General features: G+C 45.9%; 17 protein-coding genes and 1 riboswitch. Of the genes, 13 read left to right on the top strand and 4 right to left on the bottom strand.

Translation table 11 applies throughout. The features are described from left to right. The 8 genes from AACT18_RS14575 (at position 1) to AACT18_RS14540 (ending at position 9103) form a co-directional block, all read left to right on the top strand. Positions 1 to 1122 (top strand): bifunctional tRNA (adenosine(37)-C2)-methyltransferase TrmG/ribosomal RNA large subunit methyltransferase RlmN, encoded by a 1122-nt coding sequence (locus AACT18_RS14575; RefSeq protein ID WP_026028096.1) that lies wholly within the window; start codon positions 1 to 3, stop codon positions 1120 to 1122. Between the two features lie 301 nt (positions 1123 to 1423). Then, entirely contained in the window at positions 1424 to 2368 is a 945-nt protein-coding gene (gene rodZ / locus AACT18_RS14570; protein ID WP_094125631.1) for a cytoskeleton protein RodZ, read from the top strand. An 8-nt stretch (positions 2369 to 2376) separates the two neighbouring features. Continuing rightward, positions 2377 to 3501, top strand: a complete 1125-nt coding sequence (gene ispG, locus AACT18_RS14565; protein WP_094125632.1) for a flavodoxin-dependent (E)-4-hydroxy-3-methylbut-2-enyl-diphosphate synthase — start codon at positions 2377 to 2379, stop codon at positions 3499 to 3501. Between the two features lie 25 nt (positions 3502 to 3526). Continuing rightward, complete coding sequence (hisS, locus tag AACT18_RS14560; protein WP_017044251.1) at positions 3527 to 4795, top strand: histidine--tRNA ligase; 1269 nt, start codon at positions 3527 to 3529, stop codon at positions 4793 to 4795. Between the two features lie 38 nt (positions 4796 to 4833). Continuing rightward, positions 4834 to 5448, top strand: a complete 615-nt coding sequence (locus tag AACT18_RS14555) for a YfgM family protein (protein ID WP_013857490.1) — start codon at positions 4834 to 4836, stop codon at positions 5446 to 5448. A 12-nt stretch (positions 5449 to 5460) separates the two neighbouring features. Then, positions 5461 to 6621 (top strand): outer membrane protein assembly factor BamB, encoded by a 1161-nt coding sequence (gene bamB / locus AACT18_RS14550; protein ID WP_026027694.1) that lies wholly within the window; start codon positions 5461 to 5463, stop codon positions 6619 to 6621. 149 nt (positions 6622 to 6770) lie between these two features. Beyond that, positions 6771 to 8258, top strand: coding sequence for a ribosome biogenesis GTPase Der (gene der / locus AACT18_RS14545; RefSeq protein ID WP_029388206.1), 1488 nt, complete (start codon positions 6771 to 6773; stop codon positions 8256 to 8258). Between the two features lie 620 nt (positions 8259 to 8878). Then, the gene (locus tag AACT18_RS14540; RefSeq protein ID WP_176428358.1) at positions 8879 to 9103 is read left to right on the top strand and encodes a zinc ribbon domain-containing protein; all 225 of its coding nucleotides are present in this window, start codon (positions 8879 to 8881) and stop codon (positions 9101 to 9103) included. A gap of 4 nt (positions 9104 to 9107) precedes the next feature. Here the strand turns inward: AACT18_RS14540 and xseA are convergent, their stop codons facing one another. Beyond that, entirely contained in the window at positions 9108 to 10439 is a 1332-nt protein-coding gene (gene xseA, locus AACT18_RS14535) for an exodeoxyribonuclease VII large subunit (protein WP_047689015.1), read from the bottom strand. A gap of 230 nt (positions 10440 to 10669) precedes the next feature. On the opposite strand from xseA, the gene guaB reads away from it, so the two are divergent. The 5 genes from guaB (at position 10670) to AACT18_RS14510 (ending at position 17643) form a co-directional block, all read left to right on the top strand. Then, positions 10670 to 12133 (top strand): IMP dehydrogenase, encoded by a 1464-nt coding sequence (gene guaB / locus AACT18_RS14530; RefSeq protein ID WP_026028100.1) that lies wholly within the window; start codon positions 10670 to 10672, stop codon positions 12131 to 12133. An 81-nt stretch (positions 12134 to 12214) separates the two neighbouring features. Next, positions 12215 to 13768 (top strand): glutamine-hydrolyzing GMP synthase, encoded by a 1554-nt coding sequence (gene guaA, locus AACT18_RS14525; RefSeq protein WP_094125634.1) that lies wholly within the window; start codon positions 12215 to 12217, stop codon positions 13766 to 13768. A 49-nt stretch (positions 13769 to 13817) separates the two neighbouring features. Next, positions 13818 to 13928: riboswitch (TPP riboswitch) on the top strand. 100 nt (positions 13929 to 14028) lie between these two features. Next, positions 14029 to 14886 (top strand): bifunctional hydroxymethylpyrimidine kinase/phosphomethylpyrimidine kinase, encoded by an 858-nt coding sequence (thiD, locus tag AACT18_RS14520; protein WP_094125635.1) that lies wholly within the window; start codon positions 14029 to 14031, stop codon positions 14884 to 14886. 280 nt (positions 14887 to 15166) lie between these two features. Further along, positions 15167 to 16855 (top strand): chitinase, encoded by a 1689-nt coding sequence (locus AACT18_RS14515; RefSeq protein WP_094125636.1) that lies wholly within the window; start codon positions 15167 to 15169, stop codon positions 16853 to 16855. Between the two features lie 179 nt (positions 16856 to 17034). After that, on the top strand, positions 17035 to 17643 hold the full coding sequence (locus AACT18_RS14510) for an acetate uptake transporter (protein WP_010320388.1): 609 nt from the start codon (positions 17035 to 17037) through the stop codon (positions 17641 to 17643). A 92-nt stretch (positions 17644 to 17735) separates the two neighbouring features. Here the strand turns inward: AACT18_RS14510 and AACT18_RS14505 are convergent, their stop codons facing one another. The 3 genes from AACT18_RS14505 to AACT18_RS14495 form a co-directional block, all read right to left on the bottom strand. Further along, positions 17736 to 19280, bottom strand: coding sequence for an alanine/glycine:cation symporter family protein (locus tag AACT18_RS14505; protein ID WP_094125637.1), 1545 nt, complete (start codon positions 19278 to 19280; stop codon positions 17736 to 17738). A gap of 298 nt (positions 19281 to 19578) precedes the next feature. Further along, positions 19579 to 20838, bottom strand: coding sequence for a D-amino acid dehydrogenase (locus tag AACT18_RS14500; protein WP_094125252.1), 1260 nt, complete (start codon positions 20836 to 20838; stop codon positions 19579 to 19581). Positions 20839 to 21016: 178 nt separating this feature from the next. Then, entirely contained in the window at positions 21017 to 21622 is a 606-nt protein-coding gene (locus AACT18_RS14495) for a DedA family protein (RefSeq protein WP_019282098.1), read from the bottom strand. Positions 21623 to 21671 lie beyond the last annotated feature (49 nt).

Below are 21671 nucleotides of genomic sequence, written 5' to 3'. Positions count from 1 at the left end.
ATGACTATTGAAAAAGTCAATCTGCTTGATTTTGATCGCCAAGGTCTGCGTAAATTTTTTGCTGAAGAGCTCAGTGAAAAAGCGTTCCGCGCTGATCAGGTCATGAAGTGGATCTACCATTTTGGTTGTGATGACTTCGAACAAATGACCAATATCAACAAGAAACTGCGTGAGCAACTGCAACAACGTTGTGAAATTCGCGCGCCGATCGTTTCACAAGCACAACATTCGTCTGATGGTACGATTAAGTGGGCGATGCGTGTAGGAGATCAAGATGTTGAAACGGTTTACATCCCAGAGGAAGACCGAGCGACTTTGTGCGTCTCTTCCCAAGTTGGCTGTGCTCTGGAATGCAAATTCTGTTCAACGGCTCAGCAAGGTTTTAACCGTAACCTCAAAGTGTCTGAAATTATCGGGCAAGTTTGGCGCGCAGCGAGAGAAATTGGCCTTGAGAAAGAGACGGGTCGTCGTCCGATTACTAACGTAGTAATGATGGGGATGGGCGAGCCTTTGCTCAACATGAAAAACTTGATCCCAGCGTTAGAGATCATGCTGGATGATTTAGGTTTTGGCTTGTCAAAACGTCGTGTCACCGTGTCGACTTCGGGCGTGGTTTCTGGTCTTGATCAAATGACAGGGCAAATCGATGTTGCATTAGCGATTTCATTGCATGCACCCAATGACAAATTACGCAGCGAAATTATGCCGATCAATGATCGCTGGGATATTCAAGATTTCTTGGCCTCAGTGCGTCGTTATATCGCCACTTCAAATGCAAACCGTGGCAAGGTTACGGTGGAATATGTGTTGCTGGATCACGTCAATGACGATATGGACCACGCGCACGAATTGGCTAAGTTGATGAAAGGCACGCCGTGCAAAATTAACCTGATCCCATTTAACCCTTATCCCGGTTCACCTTATAAAAAACCGAGTAATTCACGTATTGACCGTTTTCAAAAAACACTGATGCAGTATGAACACACAGTGACGGTGCGTAAAACTCGTGGTGATGATATTGATGCCGCTTGTGGGCAGCTAGTGGGTGATGTGATTGATAGAACCAAACGGACCAAAATGAAACAAATGGGTGGCGATGTCATTCCTGTCAAATCGGTCTAAATCGGATGATAAAGCAAAGCCAGAGATTCCTCTGGCTTTGTGCATTTTTACCATTTGAAATAATTTTCCGCGATTTTGACGTCAATTTTATGAAAAATATTGACCTAGCTGTAATTTCTTTCCTAAAGCCATGTTGTTTAACGTCAAATATCCATTAGAATTGCTAACTGACGTAATGTTAAATTTGAACTGTCGCCTGCATCAATGAATGCAAATTTTTCACCGTGTTGGAATGCACCATTTTATTACTACGAACTAATAACAATAAAAGTGATGACGGTGCCATTCGAGCCATAACATAATGAGATGTACAAAACGGATGACTACTGAACAAGAACAGATTATTGCAGATGTAAAAACAGACACGGTGCAACCCGGTACTTTATTAAAGGCAAAGCGTGAAGCGTTGGGATTAACGCAAAAGCAAGTTGCCGATAGGTTGCGGTTACGTCTCTCTATCATTCAGAGTTTAGAAGAGAATAACTTCGCCTCGGACCAAGTGGCGACGTTTACTCGCGGTTATTTACGTTCCTATGCGAAGGCCGTCGGGATCAAAGAGTCAGTTATTTTAGCTTCCTTTGATGATTGCTATCCTACGGTTGTCGCTGAGCAACCGATGCAAAGTTTTTCGAAGAAAACCAAGCGAGAGAAACACGATAGCCGTATTATGACGCTGACGTGGGGTATTTTTGCCATCATTATTGGTATTTCCTCATTATGGTGGTGGCAAAACCAAGAACAAGAGAATGTTGTGGTTGAGAGTTCACCATCAATCACGTCGACATCGGTTGAACGTTTGCGAGATGAGGATTTCACGACCGTTCCTGAATTAGTGCCTACGGTTGACGAATCTCAAGTAGAAGCAGAAGCGGTGGATATCCCTGTAGAAATCAACACTCAGGCTGCAGAACTTATCCCTTCACCTGAAGATGATACAGCCGAAGCCGACCTGAGTGCGAGCAACGATCCTGTATTGGATAAGACGCCACCGCAGGATGCAACGAATCCATACGCTCCTCTCACACTCACATTCAGCGCAGATTGTTGGATTCAGGTGAAAGATGCAGCAGGCAAAACCCTTTCCACTGGGATTAAAAAATCAGGGCAAACCGTAACCTTGCAAGGTGAAGCTCCGTTTCAAATCATTCTTGGCGCGCCTGAAAGCGTTTCAATGACATTTGCAAGTGAACCTGTAGACCTTTCTGGGTATACTTCCGGTAAAGTCGCTCGATTCACCTTACCTTAGAAAATACTATGCAACACGAATCTCCAATTAAGCGTCGTTCATCGACGCGTATTTATGTCGGTAATGTGCCCATCGGTGATGGTGCTCCTATTGCTGTTCAATCTATGACCAACACGCGCACTACCGATGTTGCGGCAACGGTCGCCCAAATTAAAGCGTTAGAAAAAGTCGGGGCTGATATCGTACGGGTTTCAGTACCGACAATGGACGCGGCAGAAGCGTTCAAGTTGATCAAGCAGCAAGTATCCATCCCGCTGGTGGCTGACATCCATTTTGATTACCGCATTGCGTTGAAAGTCGCCGAATATGGCGTTGATTGCTTGCGTATCAACCCTGGTAACATTGGCAACGAAGAACGTATTCGCGCCGTGGTCGATTGCGCACGTGACAAGAACATACCCATTCGGATTGGCGTGAATGGTGGGTCGCTCGAAAAAGAGATCCAAATTAAATATGGTGAGCCAACACCGGCCGCTTTAGTCGAGTCAGCGATGCGTCATGTCGATATTCTTGAAAGACTCAACTTTGATCAATTCAAAGTCAGCGTTAAAGCATCGGATGTTTTTCTCGCCGTTGATTCCTACCGTCTACTGGCTAAACAGATTGCCCAACCTCTGCATCTTGGTATTACGGAAGCAGGAGGCGCAAGAGCCGGTGCAGTTAAATCGGCAGTGGGCTTAGGTATGCTGCTTGCCGAAGGCATCGGTGATACGCTGCGTATTTCACTGGCTGCGGATCCGATCGAAGAGATCAAAGTCGGCTTTGATATTCTTAAATCGCTGCGTATTCGTTCGCGAGGCATTAACTTCATCGCTTGTCCAAGCTGTTCACGTCAAGAGTTTGATGTGATCGCCACAGTCAATGCGTTAGAGCAACGTTTGGAAGATATTTTGACACCTATGGATGTCTCGATCATCGGTTGCGTGGTTAATGGCCCAGGTGAAGCTGAAGCTTCTCATCTTGGTTTGGCTGGCAGCAACAAGAAAAGTGCATTCTACGAAGACGGCGTCCGCCAGAAAGAGCGTTTTGATAACGATGATCTGGTCAGCCAACTCGAAGCGAAAATTCGCGCGAAGGCCTCTATTCTCGATGAGAAGAACCGAATCAACGTGACTCAAATCGAACAAAATTAATCTCAACGACCTTACGGTAAGTATTGTGGCAAAAACAATTCAAGCAATTCGAGGCATGAACGACTGCCTCCCAACTCAGTCTCCACTTTGGCAAAAAGTGGAAGGCACAGTGAAAAACGTGATTAGTGCATATGGCTACAATGAAGTACGTATGCCTATCGTTGAGATGACACATCTATTTAGCCGTGCGATCGGTGAAGTGACCGATGTGGTTGAAAAAGAGATGTATTCTTTTGAAGATCGCAATGGTGACAGTTTATCGCTTCGCCCTGAGGGTACCGCAGGTTGTGTCCGTTCTGGTATCGAAAATGGTTTGCTCTACAACCAAGAGCAACGTTTATGGTACATGGGGCCGATGTTCCGTCATGAACGTCCGCAAAAAGGGCGCTACCGTCAATTCCACCAATGTGGGGTTGAAGTGTTTGGCCTGGATGGTCCTGATGTTGATGCCGAGCTGATTATGATGACCGCGCGTTTGTGGCGTGAATTGGGCATCGACAAACATGTTCGTTTGGAACTGAACTCAATTGGTTCTCTTGAAGCGCGTGCCAATTACCGCACCGCTTTGATTGACTATTTAGAGCAGCATCAAGAGGTGTTGGATGAAGATGCCAAACGTCGTATGTACACCAACCCACTGCGTGTACTCGATACTAAAAATCCAGATATTCAAGCGATTTTAGGTGACGCACCCAAATTGTCTGAGTATCTAGATGAAGAATCCAAGCAACATTTTGCAGGCTTATGTGAACTTCTTACCGCTGCGGGTATCGAATACCAAGTTAACGAGCGCTTGGTGCGCGGCCTAGACTACTACAACCGCACCGTATTTGAGTGGATCACCGAAAGCTTAGGTGCTCAGGGTACGGTTTGTGGCGGTGGACGTTATGATGGCTTGGTAGAACAACTGGGTGGCAAAGCGACACCGGCAGTGGGTTTTGCCATGGGGTTAGAGCGCTTAGTGCTGATGATGGAAACTCTGGAACTGACCGACGTGCGTCGCAGTGTCGATGTGTACATGGTCAGTGCGGGTGAAGGCACTATGATGGCAGCAATGAAACTTGCTGAGCAGTTGCGTGAACAGGTTCCGGGGCTGCGTGTTATGAACCATTTTGGTGGTGGTAACTTCAAAAAACAATTTAAACGTGCTGATAAAGTGGGCGCTGCGGTGGCTTTGGTATTAGGCGAAGATGAAGTCGCAGAAAGCACAGTAGTTCTCAAAGATCTTATCGGTGGTGAACAAATTACGATTTCTCAAACTGAAGTCGCGAGCAAACTGACGCATCTTGTGTAAGCAAGCGCATTTGAGACATCTATTAAAGAGGACAGGAAGTGGAACTCTACGATACTGAAGAACAACAAGTTGAAGCGATAAAAGATTGGTGGAAAGAGAACGGTAAAGCCGTGATCTTTGGTGCTGTAATTGGCCTTGGTGGCTTGTTTGGTTGGCGTTACTACCAAGATAGCGTTATTGCTGCGCAAGAAGCCGCTTCTGAAAGTTATAGCAAAGCGGTAACTCAGTTAGCTGCAAAAGGCGCAGAAGCAGAGATGGTTGTTGAGAGCTTTATTGATAGTAATAAAGGTACAGAATATGCCGTCTTAGCCGCACTACAACTTGCAAAAGTTCAAGTAGAAGCGGGTCAAATTGATGAAGCTTTAGCGCAGCTTGAATGGGCAAAAGCAAACACCAAAGATGATGCTATTCTACCGTTAGCGACCTATCGCGTGGCCCGTATTAAAGCGGAACAAGGCCAGTTTGATGCCGCCTTAGCTGATCTTACGACCATCACAGAGAAAGGGTGGGCGGGACGCATTGCGGAACTGCGTGGTGATATCTCACTGCGTAAAGGCGACACGGACGCGGCTTATGCGGCATACACGGAAGCACAACAAGCTGACGATGCAAGCCAAACGCTACAGATGAAACTGGACGATCTTGCCAAATAAGGGCACAAGTTGATGAAAAAGTTGTTCAACAAAGTGCTCGTTTCTGCCGTTGTGCTTGGAGCACTTGCAGGGTGTGCTAGCGAAGAAGACACCATTATCATGGCTCCTGTGCCAATGGTAACGAGTGAATTTACGCCCACAACTCAGTGGAGCACATCGATTGGTGATGGCGTAGGGCATTACTTCTCAAAGTTATCTCCAGAATACGCTTACGACAAAGTATTTATTGCTAGCCGTGATGGTTTGGTGAAAGCCTTGAACCCTAAAACGGGTAAAGAGCTGTGGAAAACCGATCTTGAACAAGATGGCACCATGCGTTTATCCGGCGGTATAGCGGCGGCCTATAGCCAAATTTACATTGGTAGTGAAAACGGTTTAGTCACTGCGCTTAATGAAGCTACAGGCGAGCTTGTATGGCAAGTTAAAGTCGACGGTGAAGTGCTAGCAGCTCCGGCTGCAGATGCGAACATGATCATTGTTAATACCAGTCGTGGCACTTTGGTGAGTTTAGACCAAGCGACGGGTGAGCAAAAATGGACCATCAGTACTGAAGTTCCTAATTTAACGTTGAGAGGCGACAGCAAACCTGTTGCGGTATCGGGCGGTGTTTTTTGGGGAACCTCAGGTGGCCGTCTTGCTGCCGCTATCGTTGAGCGTGGTCAGTTGATTTGGCAACAACCGATTGGCATGCCTAAAGGTGCCACTGAAATTGACCGCCTAGTCGATGTTGATGCCTCACCTATCGTGATTGGCGGCATGCTGTATGCGGTTGGTTTTAATGGCCAGTTGATCGCCATTGATCTGCGTTCGGGCAAACCAGCTTGGAAGCGGAATTACTCTTCAGCAACAGACATGGCTAGCGATGGTGGCCGATTATTTGTGGTGACCGACAAAGATCATGTGGTGGCTGTGGATACAAGAAGCGGTACCGAACTTTGGAGCAACAAACAGCTTGAACACCGTTTGCTAACTGCACCAGCGATTATCAATGGCTACCTTGTGCTAGGTGACAGTGAAGGTTATCTACATTGGATTGATCGCAGCAGTGGCGAATTCGTTGCCCAACAGTTGGTTGATAAGAGCGGTTTTGCGGTGAGTCCTCTCGCTGTCGATGATGGTTATGTCAGCATGACCCGTAATGGCAATGTAAAGAAACTGACGATTAAAAAATAAATCGTGATATAATTCACATTCGGCTCCTGGCTGGTAACAGTTAGGGGCCGTTTTATTGAATAAATAGATGTGGTTATAGGTAAAAATTTAATGCTTGCTAGCAAGTGTTTACCTATAACTACATAAGAGAAAATATTGTAGAGGTTAGTATGGTTCCTGTTGTTGCTCTTGTTGGGCGTCCCAATGTCGGTAAATCTACGTTGTTTAACCGATTAACTCGCACTCGCGATGCGTTGGTGGCGGATTTCCCCGGTTTAACGCGTGACCGTAAATATGGCCAAGCTAAATTGGGTGAGCACGACTTCATTGTTATCGATACTGGCGGTATTGATGGTAGTGAAGAGGGTGTAGAAACGAAAATGGCTCAACAGTCATTGGCCGCGATTGATGAAGCTGATGTTGTGCTATTTATGGTTGATGGTCGCGCTGGTTTAACGGCGGCTGATGAAGTGATCGCCCAACATCTGCGTAAGATTGAAAAGCGCGCTATTTTAGTCGTGAATAAAGTGGATGGCATTGACGCTGATGCTGCAAGTGCTGAGTTTTGGCAATTGGGCGTCGATCAAATGTACCAAATTGCTGCCGCTCATGGCCGTGGTGTTGGGATCCTTATCGACCGAGCTTTGAATCCACTTGCTGAAGAAATGATCGAGCAGGCTGAAGGCGAAATCGAAGATCTAACCGACTTTGAAGATGCCGAAGAAGAAAAGTTAGATTACACCGAAGAAGAAGCCGAAGCTGAATACAAACGTCTGCAAGATCAGCCGATAAAACTGGCGATCATTGGCCGTCCGAATGTCGGTAAATCGACACTCACCAACCGCATTCTCGGTGAAGAGCGTGTTGTGGTTTACGACATGCCCGGAACGACGCGAGACTCCATCTACATCCCGATGATGCGTGATGAGCGCGAGTATGTATTGATTGATACTGCTGGCGTGCGTCGTCGTACTCGCATTAACGAAACGGTTGAAAAATTCTCGGTCGTCAAAACCTTAAAAGCCGTTGAAGATGCAAACGTTGTTCTGTTAGTCATTGACGCTCGTGAGAATATCTCAGATCAAGATCTTAGCCTGCTAGGTTTTGCACTAAACGCCGGACGTTCAATAGTGCTTGCAGTCAATAAGTGGGATGGGCTCGATAACGACGTCAAAGAACGTGTCAAGAAAGAGCTCGATCGCCGTTTAGGCTTTGTCGATTTTGCTCGTATCCACTTTATCTCTGCATTGCATGGTACGGGTGTTGGTCATCTATTTGAATCGGTTCAAGAAGCGTATAAATCGGCGACAACACGTGTTGGTACATCGGTATTGACTCGCATTCTTAAAATGGCAACCGATGATCACCAACCGCCTATGGTTCGTAGCCGCCGCGTAAAACTCAAATACGCTCACGCAGGTGGTTATAACCCGCCGATTATCGTTGTACACGGTAACTTGGTGAATGAGCTGCCAGATTCTTACAAACGTTATTTGATGAACTATTACCGTAAGTCTTTAGAAATCATGGGTACGCCTATTCGTATCCAGTTCCAAAGCAGTGATAACCCATTTGAAGGAAAAGTGAATAAGCTGACCTTATCTCAAGAGCGTAAACGTAAACGCTTAATGACGATGATGAAAGGACGCAGCAAGTAGCCTTCCTCATAATTGAAATACCCAAGTTTAGACTTGGGTATTTTTTTGCCTAAAATTTATCATTGGCGATAGAGTCTCACTAACGTGGCGGTCTGGAAATGAAGTGCAGTACCAAAATGATTGAGTGAAAAACAGAGCATGGCAACGTTGCTGCTTTGTATAAGTATCAAACAAAACGAGTAGAACATTTCGCCAAAAGATCATTTTAATATATTCTGGTTTCTTTTATTTATTAGCTGTAATTTGGATTTTTATATCGTTATAAATCCATATGCAGAATATGTAACTTATGCTTTCGGTGTGTGGTTATATAAATGTTCTTTTGAGAGTAGATCGCTGAACGGAGCAGATAAAGCAAATGATCAGGCTGAGATCTTTTATCGATCATAGCCTAATGTGTATGAGGTGGTTGGTGAGCCTAAAGGTATTGTGATAGAGATCAAAGCTGAACTCTCGATAATCCGAGACCATACGTGCCGTTTGATGAAGTGTCGGCTATCACATGCACGATCTATCTACGCAAACGAGCTATCTATTAAAACGAACGATATAAAACATCTACCAAAATCACACTATGTGAAAGATGTTATGTGAAAGACACAAAGAGAGATGGGATCAATATGCAGGAAAATCTTTGCCCTTGTTGCCAAAATCCACTGATGTGGGATGGGCGTTACCATTGTGCTCAGTGCAAACATCACTTTAACAAAATTGGTTTTTGCCCTGAGTGTGATTCTGAGCTGGAGAAATTGCAGGCGTGTGGCGCAGCAAACTTTTTCTGTAATTCATGCAATGAGCTCAAATCAAAATCTAAGATTCGATTTGAGTTTCAAGCACAAGATTAAGTGATTAATTAACGGTAGAGAAAACTTCGCCATCCGCCACTCGGGTGATCAATTGATCGCCAGTTTTTAGATCGCAAGCGCGGTGAATCACTTTGCCTGAGCTATCTCGCGTGATCGAATAGCCTCGTTTTAGTGTCGCTAATGGGCTTACTGCGTCAAGCTTCTCTGCGGCTAGCGTTAAACGGTGTGCTGTGCGCAGGAGTTTTTTCTCCATTACGTCCAGTAATCGTTGCTCGCTTTTGGCTAGTCGATGCTGCTGCTTCGCTAAGGTTTGTACGGGAGAATGCAACTGCAGTTGATGGTATTGCTGGCCAATGTGCTCACGCTGAGTCGAAATATAGCGCTGTATCGCCCGCTGTAGGCGCATTTCTGTGTCATCAAGTTGCTGGCTTTGACGCTGCAAGCGGTAAGTGGGGTGCTGTTTCTCTAGCGCGTGAACCAAAGCGCGTAAATGATGCGCTTGTTGACTGGTGTAATAGCGCATCGCACTTTGTAGCTTGTGCTGGTATGAGGCGAAAGCTTGTCGCTTATTACTGTTGTCTCGGCTGACTAATTCTGCAGCAGCGGAGGGGGTTGGGGCACGTACGTCAGCCACAAAATCAGCAATCGTCACATCGATTTCATGCCCGACGGCACTGATAATTGGGATCTGACTAGCGGCAATTGTGCGCGCTACGATCTCGTGGTTAAAACACCATAAATCTTCTAAAGAACCGCCACCGCGACCCACAATCAATACATCACACTCTTGCCTCGCATTTGCTCTACCAATCGCTTGAGCAATTTGAATGGCCGCTTGTTCGCCTTGAACCAGTGTAGGATAAATGATGACGGGCAAGCTTGGATCGCGCCGCTTGAGCACATCAAGAATATCAAACAGGGCTGCGCCAGTTTTTGAAGTAATAACTCCGACGCATTGAGGATTTTCCGGCAAGGGGCGCTTATTGGATTGTGCAAACAGCCCTTCCGCGGCCAACTGCATCTTCAGCTTTTCAAACTCTTGCTGGAGACGACCATCTCCTTCGGGTTGCATGCTCTCGATAATGACTTGGTAGTCACCTCTGGGTTCATAAAGAGAAAGACGCGCTTTAACAAGTACCTGCTGGCCATTTTTAGGTTTGAAGGTCACAAAGCGATTATTGCCTTTGAACATCGCACATTTTACCTGCGCGCGAGAATCTTTGAGTGAGAGATACCAATGGCCAGAAACCGGAGCGGAGAAGTTCGATATTTCACCAACGAGCCACACAATGCCCATTTCATTTTCAAGTAACAGGCGTACTTCAGCATTGAGACGAGAGACAGTGTAGATGTTTTCGTTGGTCAAAGAAGGCAAGGCTAATCCCCTAGACGAGGGTATGGAAATTAGCGGCAATATAATACATATCAAGGGTTGGAATGCAAATTAAAAATGAAAAAATGAGTGGTCAAGCGATTACCTCGGGCGTATAATCCGACCGCAATATCAAATCCAAATCGATTTATCCTGTTCATTGTGTATTAGGGCAAATTGAGACAACTTGGATTTACCTTTTATTCACTCCTCTTAATTGTGAGATATTGCAAATGCTAAGAATTGCCAAAGAAGCGCTGACATTCGATGATGTTCTTCTCGTACCAGCACACTCCACCGTTCTCCCAAACACAGCCGATCTCCATACTCAGCTGACCAAAAATATCGCACTGAACATTCCGATGATCTCAGCTTCTATGGATACAGTGACAGAGGCTCGCCTTGCGATCGCTCTTGCCCAAGAGGGTGGTATTGGTTTTATCCACAAAAATATGCCCATTGAAGAGCAGGCTGAACAAGTCCGTCTTGTCAAAATTTTTGAAGCGGGTGTAGTCACTGCGCCAGTAACAGTTCGCCCTGATGCAACCATTCAAGATGTGATTGCTTTGACAGAGAAACATGGTTTTGCCGGTTTCCCTGTGGTGAGCGATCACAATGAGCTTGTCGGTATCATCACCGGCCGCGATATTCGCTTTGTTACTGATTTAACAAAAAAAGTTGAAGCAGTCATGACACCAAAAGATCGCTTAGCCACAGTTAAAGAGGGCGCATCTCGTCAGGATGTACAAGAGCGCATGCACAAAGCGCGTGTTGAAAAAGTCTTGGTAGTGAATGATGAATTCAAACTGACTGGTATGATCACCGCGAAAGATTTCCATAAAGCAGAACGCAAACCGAATGCTTGTAAAGATGAACAAGGGCGTTTACGTGTTGGTGCGGCTGTTGGTGCCGGTGCTGGCAATGAAGAGCGCGTAAAAGCATTAGTGGAAGCGGGAGTGGATGTTCTACTGATTGACTCTTCTCATGGCCATTCAGAAGGTGTACTTAACCGTATTCGTGAAACGCGCGCCGCTTATCCTGATCTCGATATTATCGGCGGCAATGTTGCAACGGGTGCCGGTGCGAAAGCTCTAATTGACGCGGGCGTAAGCGCGGTCAAAGTCGGTATTGGCCCGGGTTCAATCTGTACAACGCGTATTGTAACGGGTGTTGGTGTTCCTCAAATTACGGCGATTTCTGATGCAGCTGAAGTGGCTGATCAATACGGTATTCCTGTGATTGCTGATGGCGGTATTCGTTTTTCTGGCGATATTTGTAAAGCGATTGCTGCTGGTGCATCTTGCGTGATGGTCGGCTCCATGTTTGCTGGTACTGAAGAAGCTCCGGGTGAAGTTATTTTGTTCCAAGGTCGTTCATATAAAGCTTATCGCGGCATGGGTTCGCTGGGTGCAATGTCTCAAGGTTCTTCTGATCGTTATTTCCAATCTGACAATGCGGCTGACAAGCTTGTACCTGAAGGGATCGAAGGCCGTATCGCTTATCGAGGCCGTCTAAAAGAGATCGTTCATCAACAAATGGGTGGTTTACGCTCAAGCATGGGCTTAACTGGCTCGGCCACTATCGAAGATCTGCGCACTAAAGCCGAGTTTGTTCGTATCTCTGGTGCAGGTATGAAAGAGTCACACGTGCACGACGTTCAAATTACCAAAGAAGCGCCAAACTACCGCTTGGGTTAATGACGAACCACGAATAGCTTGAAGCTTATGGGGAGCGCGATGCTCCCCATCCACTACATTAATGATTGAGATTGACCTTAAATGACTAAAGATATCCATGACCAACGTATTCTGATCTTAGATTTCGGCTCTCAGTACACACAACTGGTTGCCCGCCGTGTTCGCGAAATCGGTGTTTATTGTGAGCTGTGGAGCTGGGATGTTGAAGAAGCAGACATCCGTGAATTCAACCCAGATGGCATTATTCTTTCTGGTGGTCCTGAAAGCGTGACTGAAGCCAACTCTCCGCGTGCGCCACAATATGTGTTTGATTCTGGCGTACCTGTGTTTGGTGTTTGCTATGGCATGCAAACCATGGCTGAACAGTTGGGCGGAAAAGTGGCCAGTTCTGAGGAGCGTGAATTTGGTTATGCAGCTGTACAGCTAATGGGTGAATCGGCCCTGTTTAGCGACCTTGAGCTAACGCAAGACGTTTGGATGAGCCACGGAGATAAAGTGGTGCAAATTCCGGCTGATTTTGTCAAAACAGCGCAAACGGAAACTTGTCCTTATGCGGCAATGGCGAATGAAGAGAAAAAATATTATGGCGTGCAGTTTCACCCAGAAGTGACGCACACCAAAAACGGTCTAAAAATGCTTGAGAATTTCGTTCTCAACGTTTGTGGTTGCGAGCGTCTATGGACGGCTGAGTCTATCATCGAAGATGCGGTTGCTCGTATTAAAGAGCAAGTCGGCGACGATGAAGTGATCCTTGGCCTATCGGGTGGTGTAGATTCGTCAGTTGTGGCGATGCTGGCTCATCGAGCGATTGGCGATAAATTAACCTGTGTATTCGTTGATAACGGCCTATTGCGTCTGAATGAAGCTCAGCAAGTAATGGATATGTTTGGCAACAAGTTTGGTTTAAACATCATTTATGTTAATGCAGAAGATCGTTTCCTCAACGCACTGCAAGGTGAGTCTGATCCGGAAGCGAAACGCAAAATCATCGGCCATGTGTTTGTTGATATCTTTGATGAAGAATCAAAGAAATTGAAAAATGCGAAATGGCTTGCGCAAGGCACGATTTACCCAGATGTGATTGAATCGGCCGCCTCTAAAACAGGTAAAGCGCACGTGATTAAATCTCACCATAACGTTGGCGGTTTGCCTGATGATATGGAAATGGGATTGGTTGAACCACTGCGTGAGCTTTTCAAAGATGAAGTACGCAAGATTGGCCTAGAGCTTGGTCTGCCTTACAACATGCTTTACCGTCATCCATTCCCAGGCCCTGGCCTTGGCGTACGCGTGTTGGGCGAAGTGAAGAAAGAGTACTGTGATTTGCTGCGCCGCGCCGATGCTATTTTCATTGAAGAGCTGCATGCCGCTGATCTGTATAACAAAGTGTCACAAGCTTTCACGGTTTTCTTACCTGTTCGTTCGGTAGGCGTTATGGGTGATGGACGTAAATACGATTGGGTTGTATCGCTACGCGCAGTGGAAACCATTGACTTTATGACAGCACATTGGGCGCACCTGCCTTATGAGTTCTTGGGTAAGGTTTCTAACCGTATCATCAATGAAGTTAATGGTATTTCTCGTGTGGTTTACGATATTTCAGGTAAGCCACCAGCCACCATTGAGTGGGAATAATTCCTCCAGAAAAGCGTACTCCTTCTGTGAGTGCCCTGTTATGATTGCTGCGAAATAGTCGGGGAGCCGATGCAGATTCTGCATCGGCTGAGATCGAAATTCGAGACCCGTCGAACCTGATTCAGTTAATACTGACGTAGGGAACTATGAGCACTTTGTCACGAGCCGAATAACAACGGCTAACCTTTGTAAATTCGATTACCGAACTTTCCAAACCACGGTCAAAGTCAGTTCCTGTATGTCTTGTCATAGGAGCGACCATGGCACAACCAATACAGAAACACACACAAGAAACGACGCTATTAAACATACCTGTTGTACTCACTATCGCAGGGTCTGATAGCGGTGGAGGGGCAGGCATTCAAGCCGACATAAAAGCGATATCGGCAACTGGCAGTTTCGCGTGTTCCGTTATTACCGCCATTACTTCACAAAATACTCAAGGCGTCTCCGCCATTTTCCCCATTCCACTTGATCATATCGAAAGCCAGTTAGATGCCGTCTTTAGCGACTTGAAGATCGTGGCCGTTAAAATTGGCATGCTAGCCGATGCCAGTATCATCAAGATCGTTGCCAAAAAAATGCAGCAATACCAACCCAAGAGCCTTGTGATTGACCCCGTGATGGTGGCGACCAGTGGTGATTTATTACTTGAGCAATCGGCAATCAGTACATTAAAAGAAATATTGATCCCTTTGGCTGACATTATTACCCCCAATTTATTTGAGGGAGCAGTACTTACTGGCAAGCCGGTTCCTCAATCTGGAGTCGAAATGAGCGGTATGGTGGCTGATTTACGAGCGTTGGGTGCAAAGGCGGTGCTGCTAAAAGGTGGGCATTTAGAACAAGATGCAAACAGCAATGATCTTTTGATCATGCAATCTTCGTCAGAATTACTCAGTGCGAAGCGCTTTCCAACCCAAAATACCCATGGGACGGGTTGCACGCTCTCTTCCGCGATTGCTTCCTATCTTGCTCAAGGTAATAACCTGCACAAATCCGTGTATTTGGCTAAACAGTATATCTCGCAAGCTATTGGCTATGCCGATGAGCTGGATGTTGGCCAAGGTCGCGGCCCAGTTCATCACTTTTTTACTGGCCACGCTCATGTGCGCTAAGCCATTGCCGGTGCGATGATGCTTGAGAAATTTGAGGCATTGGTTGTTCACTTAACCTGATGAAAAATAGATTGAACTCTAAAAGCCTCAAGCTTTTTTGAGGCTTTTTCATATTTATCGACTTGCCTTCAAAGGGCGATGTCGCCGTACGATAATTGGTTTACATCATGATGAAACCACTCGCATTTTGACATTTAATTAATAAGTTTCACTGTCAACAATGGCTCGGCTATCCATACTATTTTCACCGTACCCACTAAGCAAAAAATAAGGGATTGATATGTTGAAAACAAAGCATTTAGCCGTGCTGATTAGCAGTGTCTTAGCCGCAAACAGTTACGCGTTAAATATCTTACCTGACCCTGAAAATTCCGCGGGTTATATTGTCTCTAAAGTAGAGCTACAAGCGGCAGAAAAAGCCAAAACAGCGGATCCTATGTATGCCATCTGGTCGAAAGCACTAGAAACGCGTTCGAATGCGATTGTTGAAGCAATAGTACCGGGTTTAAGTTCTAACCCTGAAAACGTCAAGCGTGTTGAACGAGTTTTTCCACAGTACGAGTGGGATTTCTTAACTCAAATGGCGGCTCCCGAATACACCTACACACGCTTCTTACGGGCAATTGGCAAATTCCCCGCGTTTTGTGGCGAATATACGGATGGCCGAGATTCTGACGCAATTTGTAAAAAATCCATCGTGACGGCTTTTGCTCATTTCTCACAAGAAACGGGTGGTCACATTGCGAAAGACAACGTATCTGATAATCCGAATAGGCTTGAAGAATGGCAGCAAGCATTGGTTCATGTGCGTGAAATGGGTTGGTCTGAAGGGCAAAGTGGCTACACAACCGGTTGTGGCCAAAATGATTGGCAAAATGCTCGTTGGCCGTGCGCCGCTGGGCAAGGTTATTTTGGTCGAGGTGCGAAGCAGCTCTCTTACCATTTCAACTATGGCGCTTTTTCTGAAGTGATGTTTGATGGTGATGCCAAAGTACTACTCAATAACCCCGGGTTGGTAGCGGATTCTTGGTTGAATTTAGCTTCAGCGATTTGGTTTTTCTTAACACCTCAAGCACCGAAACCGGCAATGTTGCACGTAATTGACCGTACATGGACACCTTCGCAACGTGAAAGCGATGCCGGTATTGGCTATGGTTTTGGCACCACAATTAACGTTATCAATGGTGGCATTGAGTGCGGTGAGCAGAACAAAGATAAAGGTCAACCGGTTAATCGCATTCGCTACTGGGAAGGGTTAGCGGATCATTATCAAATACCGATTGAGTCAGATGAAAAGAATACCTGTTGGCAGCAAACGCCTTACGGTAGCTTAAATTTGAACGGTGCGACGGATGTGTTGTATACCAACTGGGATGGTAATTGGAAATATTACTCTGATCGCCCAGGTGGCTACTCGTTTGAATGTGAACTGGTTGGTTTCCAAACCGCGTATTCAGCCCTTGTGGCTGGTGATTACGAAAAATGTGTGACTAACTTTTATGGTTCACATTCTAGCTGGCCCCAAGTGCGTGTTGTGGATGCGATTGATCCCGGTACGCCACCAGAGCCACCAGTGGATGGCATCGTCGGCTGGGAAGCAACAAAGGTATATAACACGGGCGATAAGGTGAGCTATAAAGGCGCTACTTATGAAGCTAAGTGGTGGTCACAAGGTAATGAACCCACTCAAGGTGATCCTTGGAAGCTTATTACAGGTGAACCAACAGCGCCCACAACGCCTGACCCTGTTGAGCCCCCGCCAGTGGTCTCCGAGCCAGAACCGCCCGTCACGCCAGAGCCTACGCCACCAAGCAGTGATTTTTCAAGCTGGGTTGCAGGGGTTACTGTTGCAAAAAATGGCGATAAAATTACGCATAATGGAAAGTGTTTTATGGCTAAAAATAACCCCGGAGTATGGGAATCACCCACGCAAAGTAACTGGTTTTGGGATGAAATAAACTGTCAATAGAGAGTGATGTTCGGTAGAAAAAGATCAGCACGATCGATTTAGGTCGTGCTGTTCTATTTTTGAACGATCAAGTGGCTAAATTTACAATCTTAGTTTCCGTTAACGTTCTTTCCATTTTGTGTGTTACTCCACTAAAATCCGCGCGTAATTTTTATCAACATTTTTTAAGGTACTCGCGAATGTCTACTAAATTGGCCAATCCAGCGCCGCTAGGCCTAATGGGTTTTGGCATGACGACTATCCTGCTTAATATCCATAATGCAGGCTTTTTCCCTATCGACTCTATGATTTTGGCGATGGGTATTTTCTACGGCGGCTTAAGTCAAGTCATCGTGGGTATCATGTGTTTCAAACGTGGTGACACTTTTGGCACCACAGCGTTTACCTCTTACGGTCTATTTTGGCTCACATTGGTTGGCCTGATTGTCATGCCATACATGGGACTACCAGCAAGCCCTGCTCATTTTATGGGTTGGTACTTAGCGTTGTGGGGCATTTTCACTGGTTTCATGTTTATCGGTTCATTGTGCTACCCGCGTGCTAAACAAGTGGTATTCGGCTCACTGACCATTCTATTTGCTTTGCTAGCGGCGCGTGATTTCACTGGTAGCGAGCTTATCGGCACGATTGCCGGCTTTGAAGGTATCTTCTGTGGCGCAAGTGCGATTTATTTTGCAATGGCTCAAGTTCTGAATAACGAATACGGCCGTGTTATTTTGCCGATTGGTGAAAAGAAAGCGCAAAACGCTGTTGTCGAAAAGTTGACGACACAAGAAATCGCAGCCTAATACGGGTTGATGAAAAAGAAAAAAGGTTAGCGTTTGCTAACCCTTTTTGCGTTTACCTTGAATGCTTTTTGCTGATGAGTTTAGCTAATCCGTTAGGATGATGGTTGTTCAACACCCACGGAGCTCTCTTCTACGGTTGGTTCTTGTCCCGTTTTGCGTTTATATTTTCCTTCCCAATATGTCGCATTCTTAATGCCGAGTTTTACTGGGTTGAAAAGATACTCATCGACACCTTGTTTTTGTTGCTCTTCATAATCTTTGAGTGCTGCAATAGCTGGTTTAGCCATAAAGAAGATGATCAAAATCCCGACTATGTTTAGCCACGCCATCAAACCCACGCCCACATCACCCATTGCCCAAGCAAGGTTCGCGGTTCTCACTGTGCCGTAGAATACCGTTGCGATGATCACTACTTTAAGAAGGAACATCAGGCCATCGACTTTAAAGGTGCGGCGAATGTAAGCAATGTTCGTTTCAGCAATGTAGTAGTATGCCAAGATCGTGGTAAAGGCGAAGAAGAACAGAGCAAACGCAACAAAAGGTTTACCCACGCCCGGTAGTGCGCTCTCAATCGCCATTTGGGTAAATACTGGGCCATTGGCACTAATATCCGCCGCGATGTTCTGTACTAAAAATGCACCTTCTGCGCCGCCGTGTACGTTATAAGCACCAGTGATCAGAATCATGAACGCGGTTGCGGAACAGACCAGCAAAGTATCAATGTAGATAGAAAATGCTTGCACTAAACCTTGCTGCGCTGGGTGATCAACACTCGCGGCAGCCGCAGCGTGCGGTCCAGTACCTTGGCCTGCTTCGTTTGAGTAAACACCTCGTTTTACCCCCCAACCAATCGCAGCACCAATACCTGCCATTGGTGTGAACGCATCACCAATGATCATGGAAAAAATACGTGGTACTTCACTGATGTTAAGCAGGATGATAACAAACGCAGTAATGACATAGGCCAAAGCCATAAATGGCACCACGACCTGTGTGAAGTTAGCGATACGCTTAAGACCACCAAAGATGATGAAAGCTAAAATAATTGACACTACGGTACCAGTAAAAATCTTAGCAAAAGTGAAGCTACCGATAGTGGTTTCAATGATTGGGCCAGCCCCAAAAGCCGCTTCTACGGCATTACCAATGCTGTTGGATTGCACGCCAGGTAAAAGCACACCACAGGCAAAGATGGTGGAAATGGCGAAGATCCATGCATACCATTTTTGTCCCATCGCTTTTTCGATGTAATAAGCGGGGCCACCACGGAATTCACCTTCATCTTCTTCTTTATAAATCTGTGCCAGAGTTGATTCAGCATAAGCAGTCGCGGCACCAAAAAAGGCCACTACCCACATCCAGAAAATAGCACCAGGGCCACCAAAACCAATTGCTGCGGCTACGCCTGCAATATTACCCGTACCGACGCGTCCCGAAAGTGAAACGGCCAAAGCTTGGAAAGAGGATATCCCTTTGGTTGAGCTTTTTCCGGAAAGAAGAAGTCGCCACATTTCAAAAAAGTGACGGACCTGAACGAATCGGGTCACAATTGAGTAGAATAAACCCGCACCAAGGCATAAATAAATTAGCGCCGGGCTCCAGATTATTCCATTCAGAAAATCAACAAATGACTGCATATGCATTTCCCTGTTTTAGTAGTTTTGGTGAGTGTTGTGTTTGCTTTGTGGGCAACATATTAATCTTTTTGTAACTTAGATGTTAATTTATTTGTCTGTGAATAATCGTTAGCGTGATGAGGAACACAAAATGCTAATGAAATGTTAAATAATAGGTGGGTTAATTAGAATTGGCTAAAATTTCAGCGCATATGGGTTGGTCACCCGAAAGGTTGGAAATTAAATTCTCTCGGATGAATCATTATGCATAATAACTTTCCACTAAGGTTTAGCTAATAATAAGCATTTTCTATTGTGGCTAGTTGATGAGGTAGCGAGAGAGATTCAACTCATGAATTGGCAAAGCACAAGTTTGCTCACTGACAATGTCGGCAAGAAGCTGTCCAGATCCGCAAGCCATCGTCCACCCTAAGGTTCCATGTCCGGTATTGGTGTAGAGGTTTTCAAATGGAGTGGAGCCTATAATCGGAGTCCCGTCAGGCGTCATTGGTCTAAAGCCTGTCCAGAATTCAGCTTGTGCTAAATCACCGCCTTGAGGAAAGAGATCGGTCACGACTTTTGCAATGGTTGCTTTGCGCGCATCAGGCAAGGCAGGATCAAACCCGGCTAACTCTGCCGTGCCCGCGACACGAATTCGATCCTCAAAACGAGTGATGGCCACTTTATATGTTTCGTCCATTACCGTTGAACGTGGGGACAATTCGACGTCGACAATCGGCAGCGTTAGTGAGTACCCTTTCACTGGATAAACAGGAATGGAGATACCCAATGTCGCCAGTAAAGCGGTAGAGTAACTGCCGAGTGCGACGACATATTTGTCTGCTTTTAGCTCACCTTTATCGGTTTGGACAGCGGTGATCTTTTTGCCTTCAGTGGTTAATGTTTTTATTTGCGTATCAAACAGAAATTGCACCCCACGGCTTTTCGCGAGCTCTGTTAATTGTTGGCAAAACAGATAGCAGTCTCCGGTTTCATCGTCGGGGAGGTACAAACCACCTCGCAATTTATCGCGTACAAGAGTAAGCCCCGGCTCTTGCTTAATGCACCCATCGACATCAAGAAGCTGATAACGAATCCCACTTTGCTCGAGTAGTTTGATGTCCTTTTGTATCGCTTGTAGCTGTTTTTCGCTGCGAAATACTTGCAACGTTCCAAGCCGACGGCCTTGATATTGCAGGTTATGTTGCTGATTCAGGTCAGCCAAACAAACGCGGCTGTAATTGGCAATCGCCAGCATTCGGGCTTTATTGATGTTGTAACGATCCTGCTGGCAGTTCAATAACATTTTACCCATCCACGCCAACAGCTGTGGGTCGATAGACGGTTTTATTTTCAACGGTGCATGCTCTTCAAACAGCCACTTTAATGCTTTTTGTGGGATGCCGGGTGCAGCCCAAGGGGAAGAGTAGCCGTAAGATATTTGCCCTGCGTTAGCAAAACTGGTTTCTTTTGCACCTTGTGATTGGCGATCCACCACCGTTACTCGGTGGCCCGCTTGTGATAAATACCATGCGCTGGTTAGCCCGATGACGCCGCTGCCTAAGACGATCACGTCCATGTTGTCTCCTTAAATCACCCTAGTGTGTTCTCTGAGCACATTCAGAGTCGGTGTAAATGTTCACATAATGGCAACATCAAACCTCAAATTGAGTGGAAACACAATCACTAGCCCCTACACCTATTTTTATGTGGTGATGACAGAAGGGGTGGTAAATGAAGTCAGAGACAGGTCGCTATCAGCGCTGAGTGTGCCTATGTTTCAATACTGCATAAATCATAACGATAAAAGTGATAGCGGCCATTGCCCAGATCCAATAGCGGTAAGCAGAATAAAAGTGGCTGATTTGGTGAAGATGTTCAAACGCAAAATGGGTGAGTAAACCAAAGACCGCGACCCAAACTGTGGTGGCAAGCACGTTACCCAGTAAAAATACTCTGATGGGCATTTTCGCCACTCCGCAGGCTAATGGCATGAATTGTTTCATCCCCTCAACAAAGCGACTGATGATTAAGCAAATCGGGCCGTATTTTTGAATAGCGCTTTGCAGTTTTTGAAATTTAGCCCCTGAAATATAGCCTTTTTTATCCAGCCAACCCTCAAAATAATAGCCGAGTAGATAGCCGCAACTATTACCAATAAAGCAGCTTAGCCACGATACAATCATAACAAGAGAGAAATTCATTACGCCATTGGATGACAAAATGGACGCGGCAATCATGAGCGATTGGCCGGGCATCGGAATGCCAATCCCTTCGAAAAAGATGCTGATGATCAGTGCTAGGTAGCCGTACTGTTCCAATAACGGCTGCATTGAGAGGAGCAGTTGATTGATAGGTTGCAAAGCGGGTATCCACCATCGAAAGTTTGAGGTTATTTAATACGCTGGTTCT

The sequence above is a fragment of the Vibrio sp. V04_P4A5T148 genome (assembly GCF_963875605.1).
Lineage (GTDB): Bacteria > Pseudomonadota > Gammaproteobacteria > Enterobacterales > Vibrionaceae > Vibrio > Vibrio anguillarum.
This window is presented reverse-complemented; position numbering and strand designations above follow the sequence as displayed.

What these genes read in the sequence shown, in the direction of transcription:
- AACT18_RS14575 (WP_026028096.1), top strand. Translation starts at nt 1, where the DNA reads ATGACTATTGAAAAAGTCAATCTGCTTGATTTTGATCGCCAAGGTCTG.
- rodZ (WP_094125631.1), top strand. Translation starts at nt 1,424, where the DNA reads ATGAGATGTACAAAACGGATGACTACTGAACAAGAACAGATTATTGCA.
- ispG (WP_094125632.1), top strand. Translation starts at nt 2,377, where the DNA reads ATGCAACACGAATCTCCAATTAAGCGTCGTTCATCGACGCGTATTTAT.
- bamB (WP_026027694.1), top strand. Translation starts at nt 5,461, where the DNA reads ATGAAAAAGTTGTTCAACAAAGTGCTCGTTTCTGCCGTTGTGCTTGGA.
- der (WP_029388206.1), top strand. Translation starts at nt 6,771, where the DNA reads ATGGTTCCTGTTGTTGCTCTTGTTGGGCGTCCCAATGTCGGTAAATCT.
- AACT18_RS14540 (WP_176428358.1), top strand. Translation starts at nt 8,879, where the DNA reads ATGCAGGAAAATCTTTGCCCTTGTTGCCAAAATCCACTGATGTGGGAT.
- guaB (WP_026028100.1), top strand. Translation starts at nt 10,670, where the DNA reads ATGCTAAGAATTGCCAAAGAAGCGCTGACATTCGATGATGTTCTTCTC.
- guaA (WP_094125634.1), top strand. Translation starts at nt 12,215, where the DNA reads ATGACTAAAGATATCCATGACCAACGTATTCTGATCTTAGATTTCGGC.
- thiD (WP_094125635.1), top strand. Translation starts at nt 14,029, where the DNA reads ATGGCACAACCAATACAGAAACACACACAAGAAACGACGCTATTAAAC.
- AACT18_RS14515 (WP_094125636.1), top strand. Translation starts at nt 15,167, where the DNA reads ATGTTGAAAACAAAGCATTTAGCCGTGCTGATTAGCAGTGTCTTAGCC.
- AACT18_RS14510 (WP_010320388.1), top strand. Translation starts at nt 17,035, where the DNA reads ATGTCTACTAAATTGGCCAATCCAGCGCCGCTAGGCCTAATGGGTTTT.
- AACT18_RS14505 (WP_094125637.1), bottom strand. Translation starts at nt 19,280, where the DNA reads ATGCAGTCATTTGTTGATTTTCTGAATGGAATAATCTGGAGCCCGGCG.
- AACT18_RS14500 (WP_094125252.1), bottom strand. Translation starts at nt 20,838, where the DNA reads ATGGACGTGATCGTCTTAGGCAGCGGCGTCATCGGGCTAACCAGCGCA.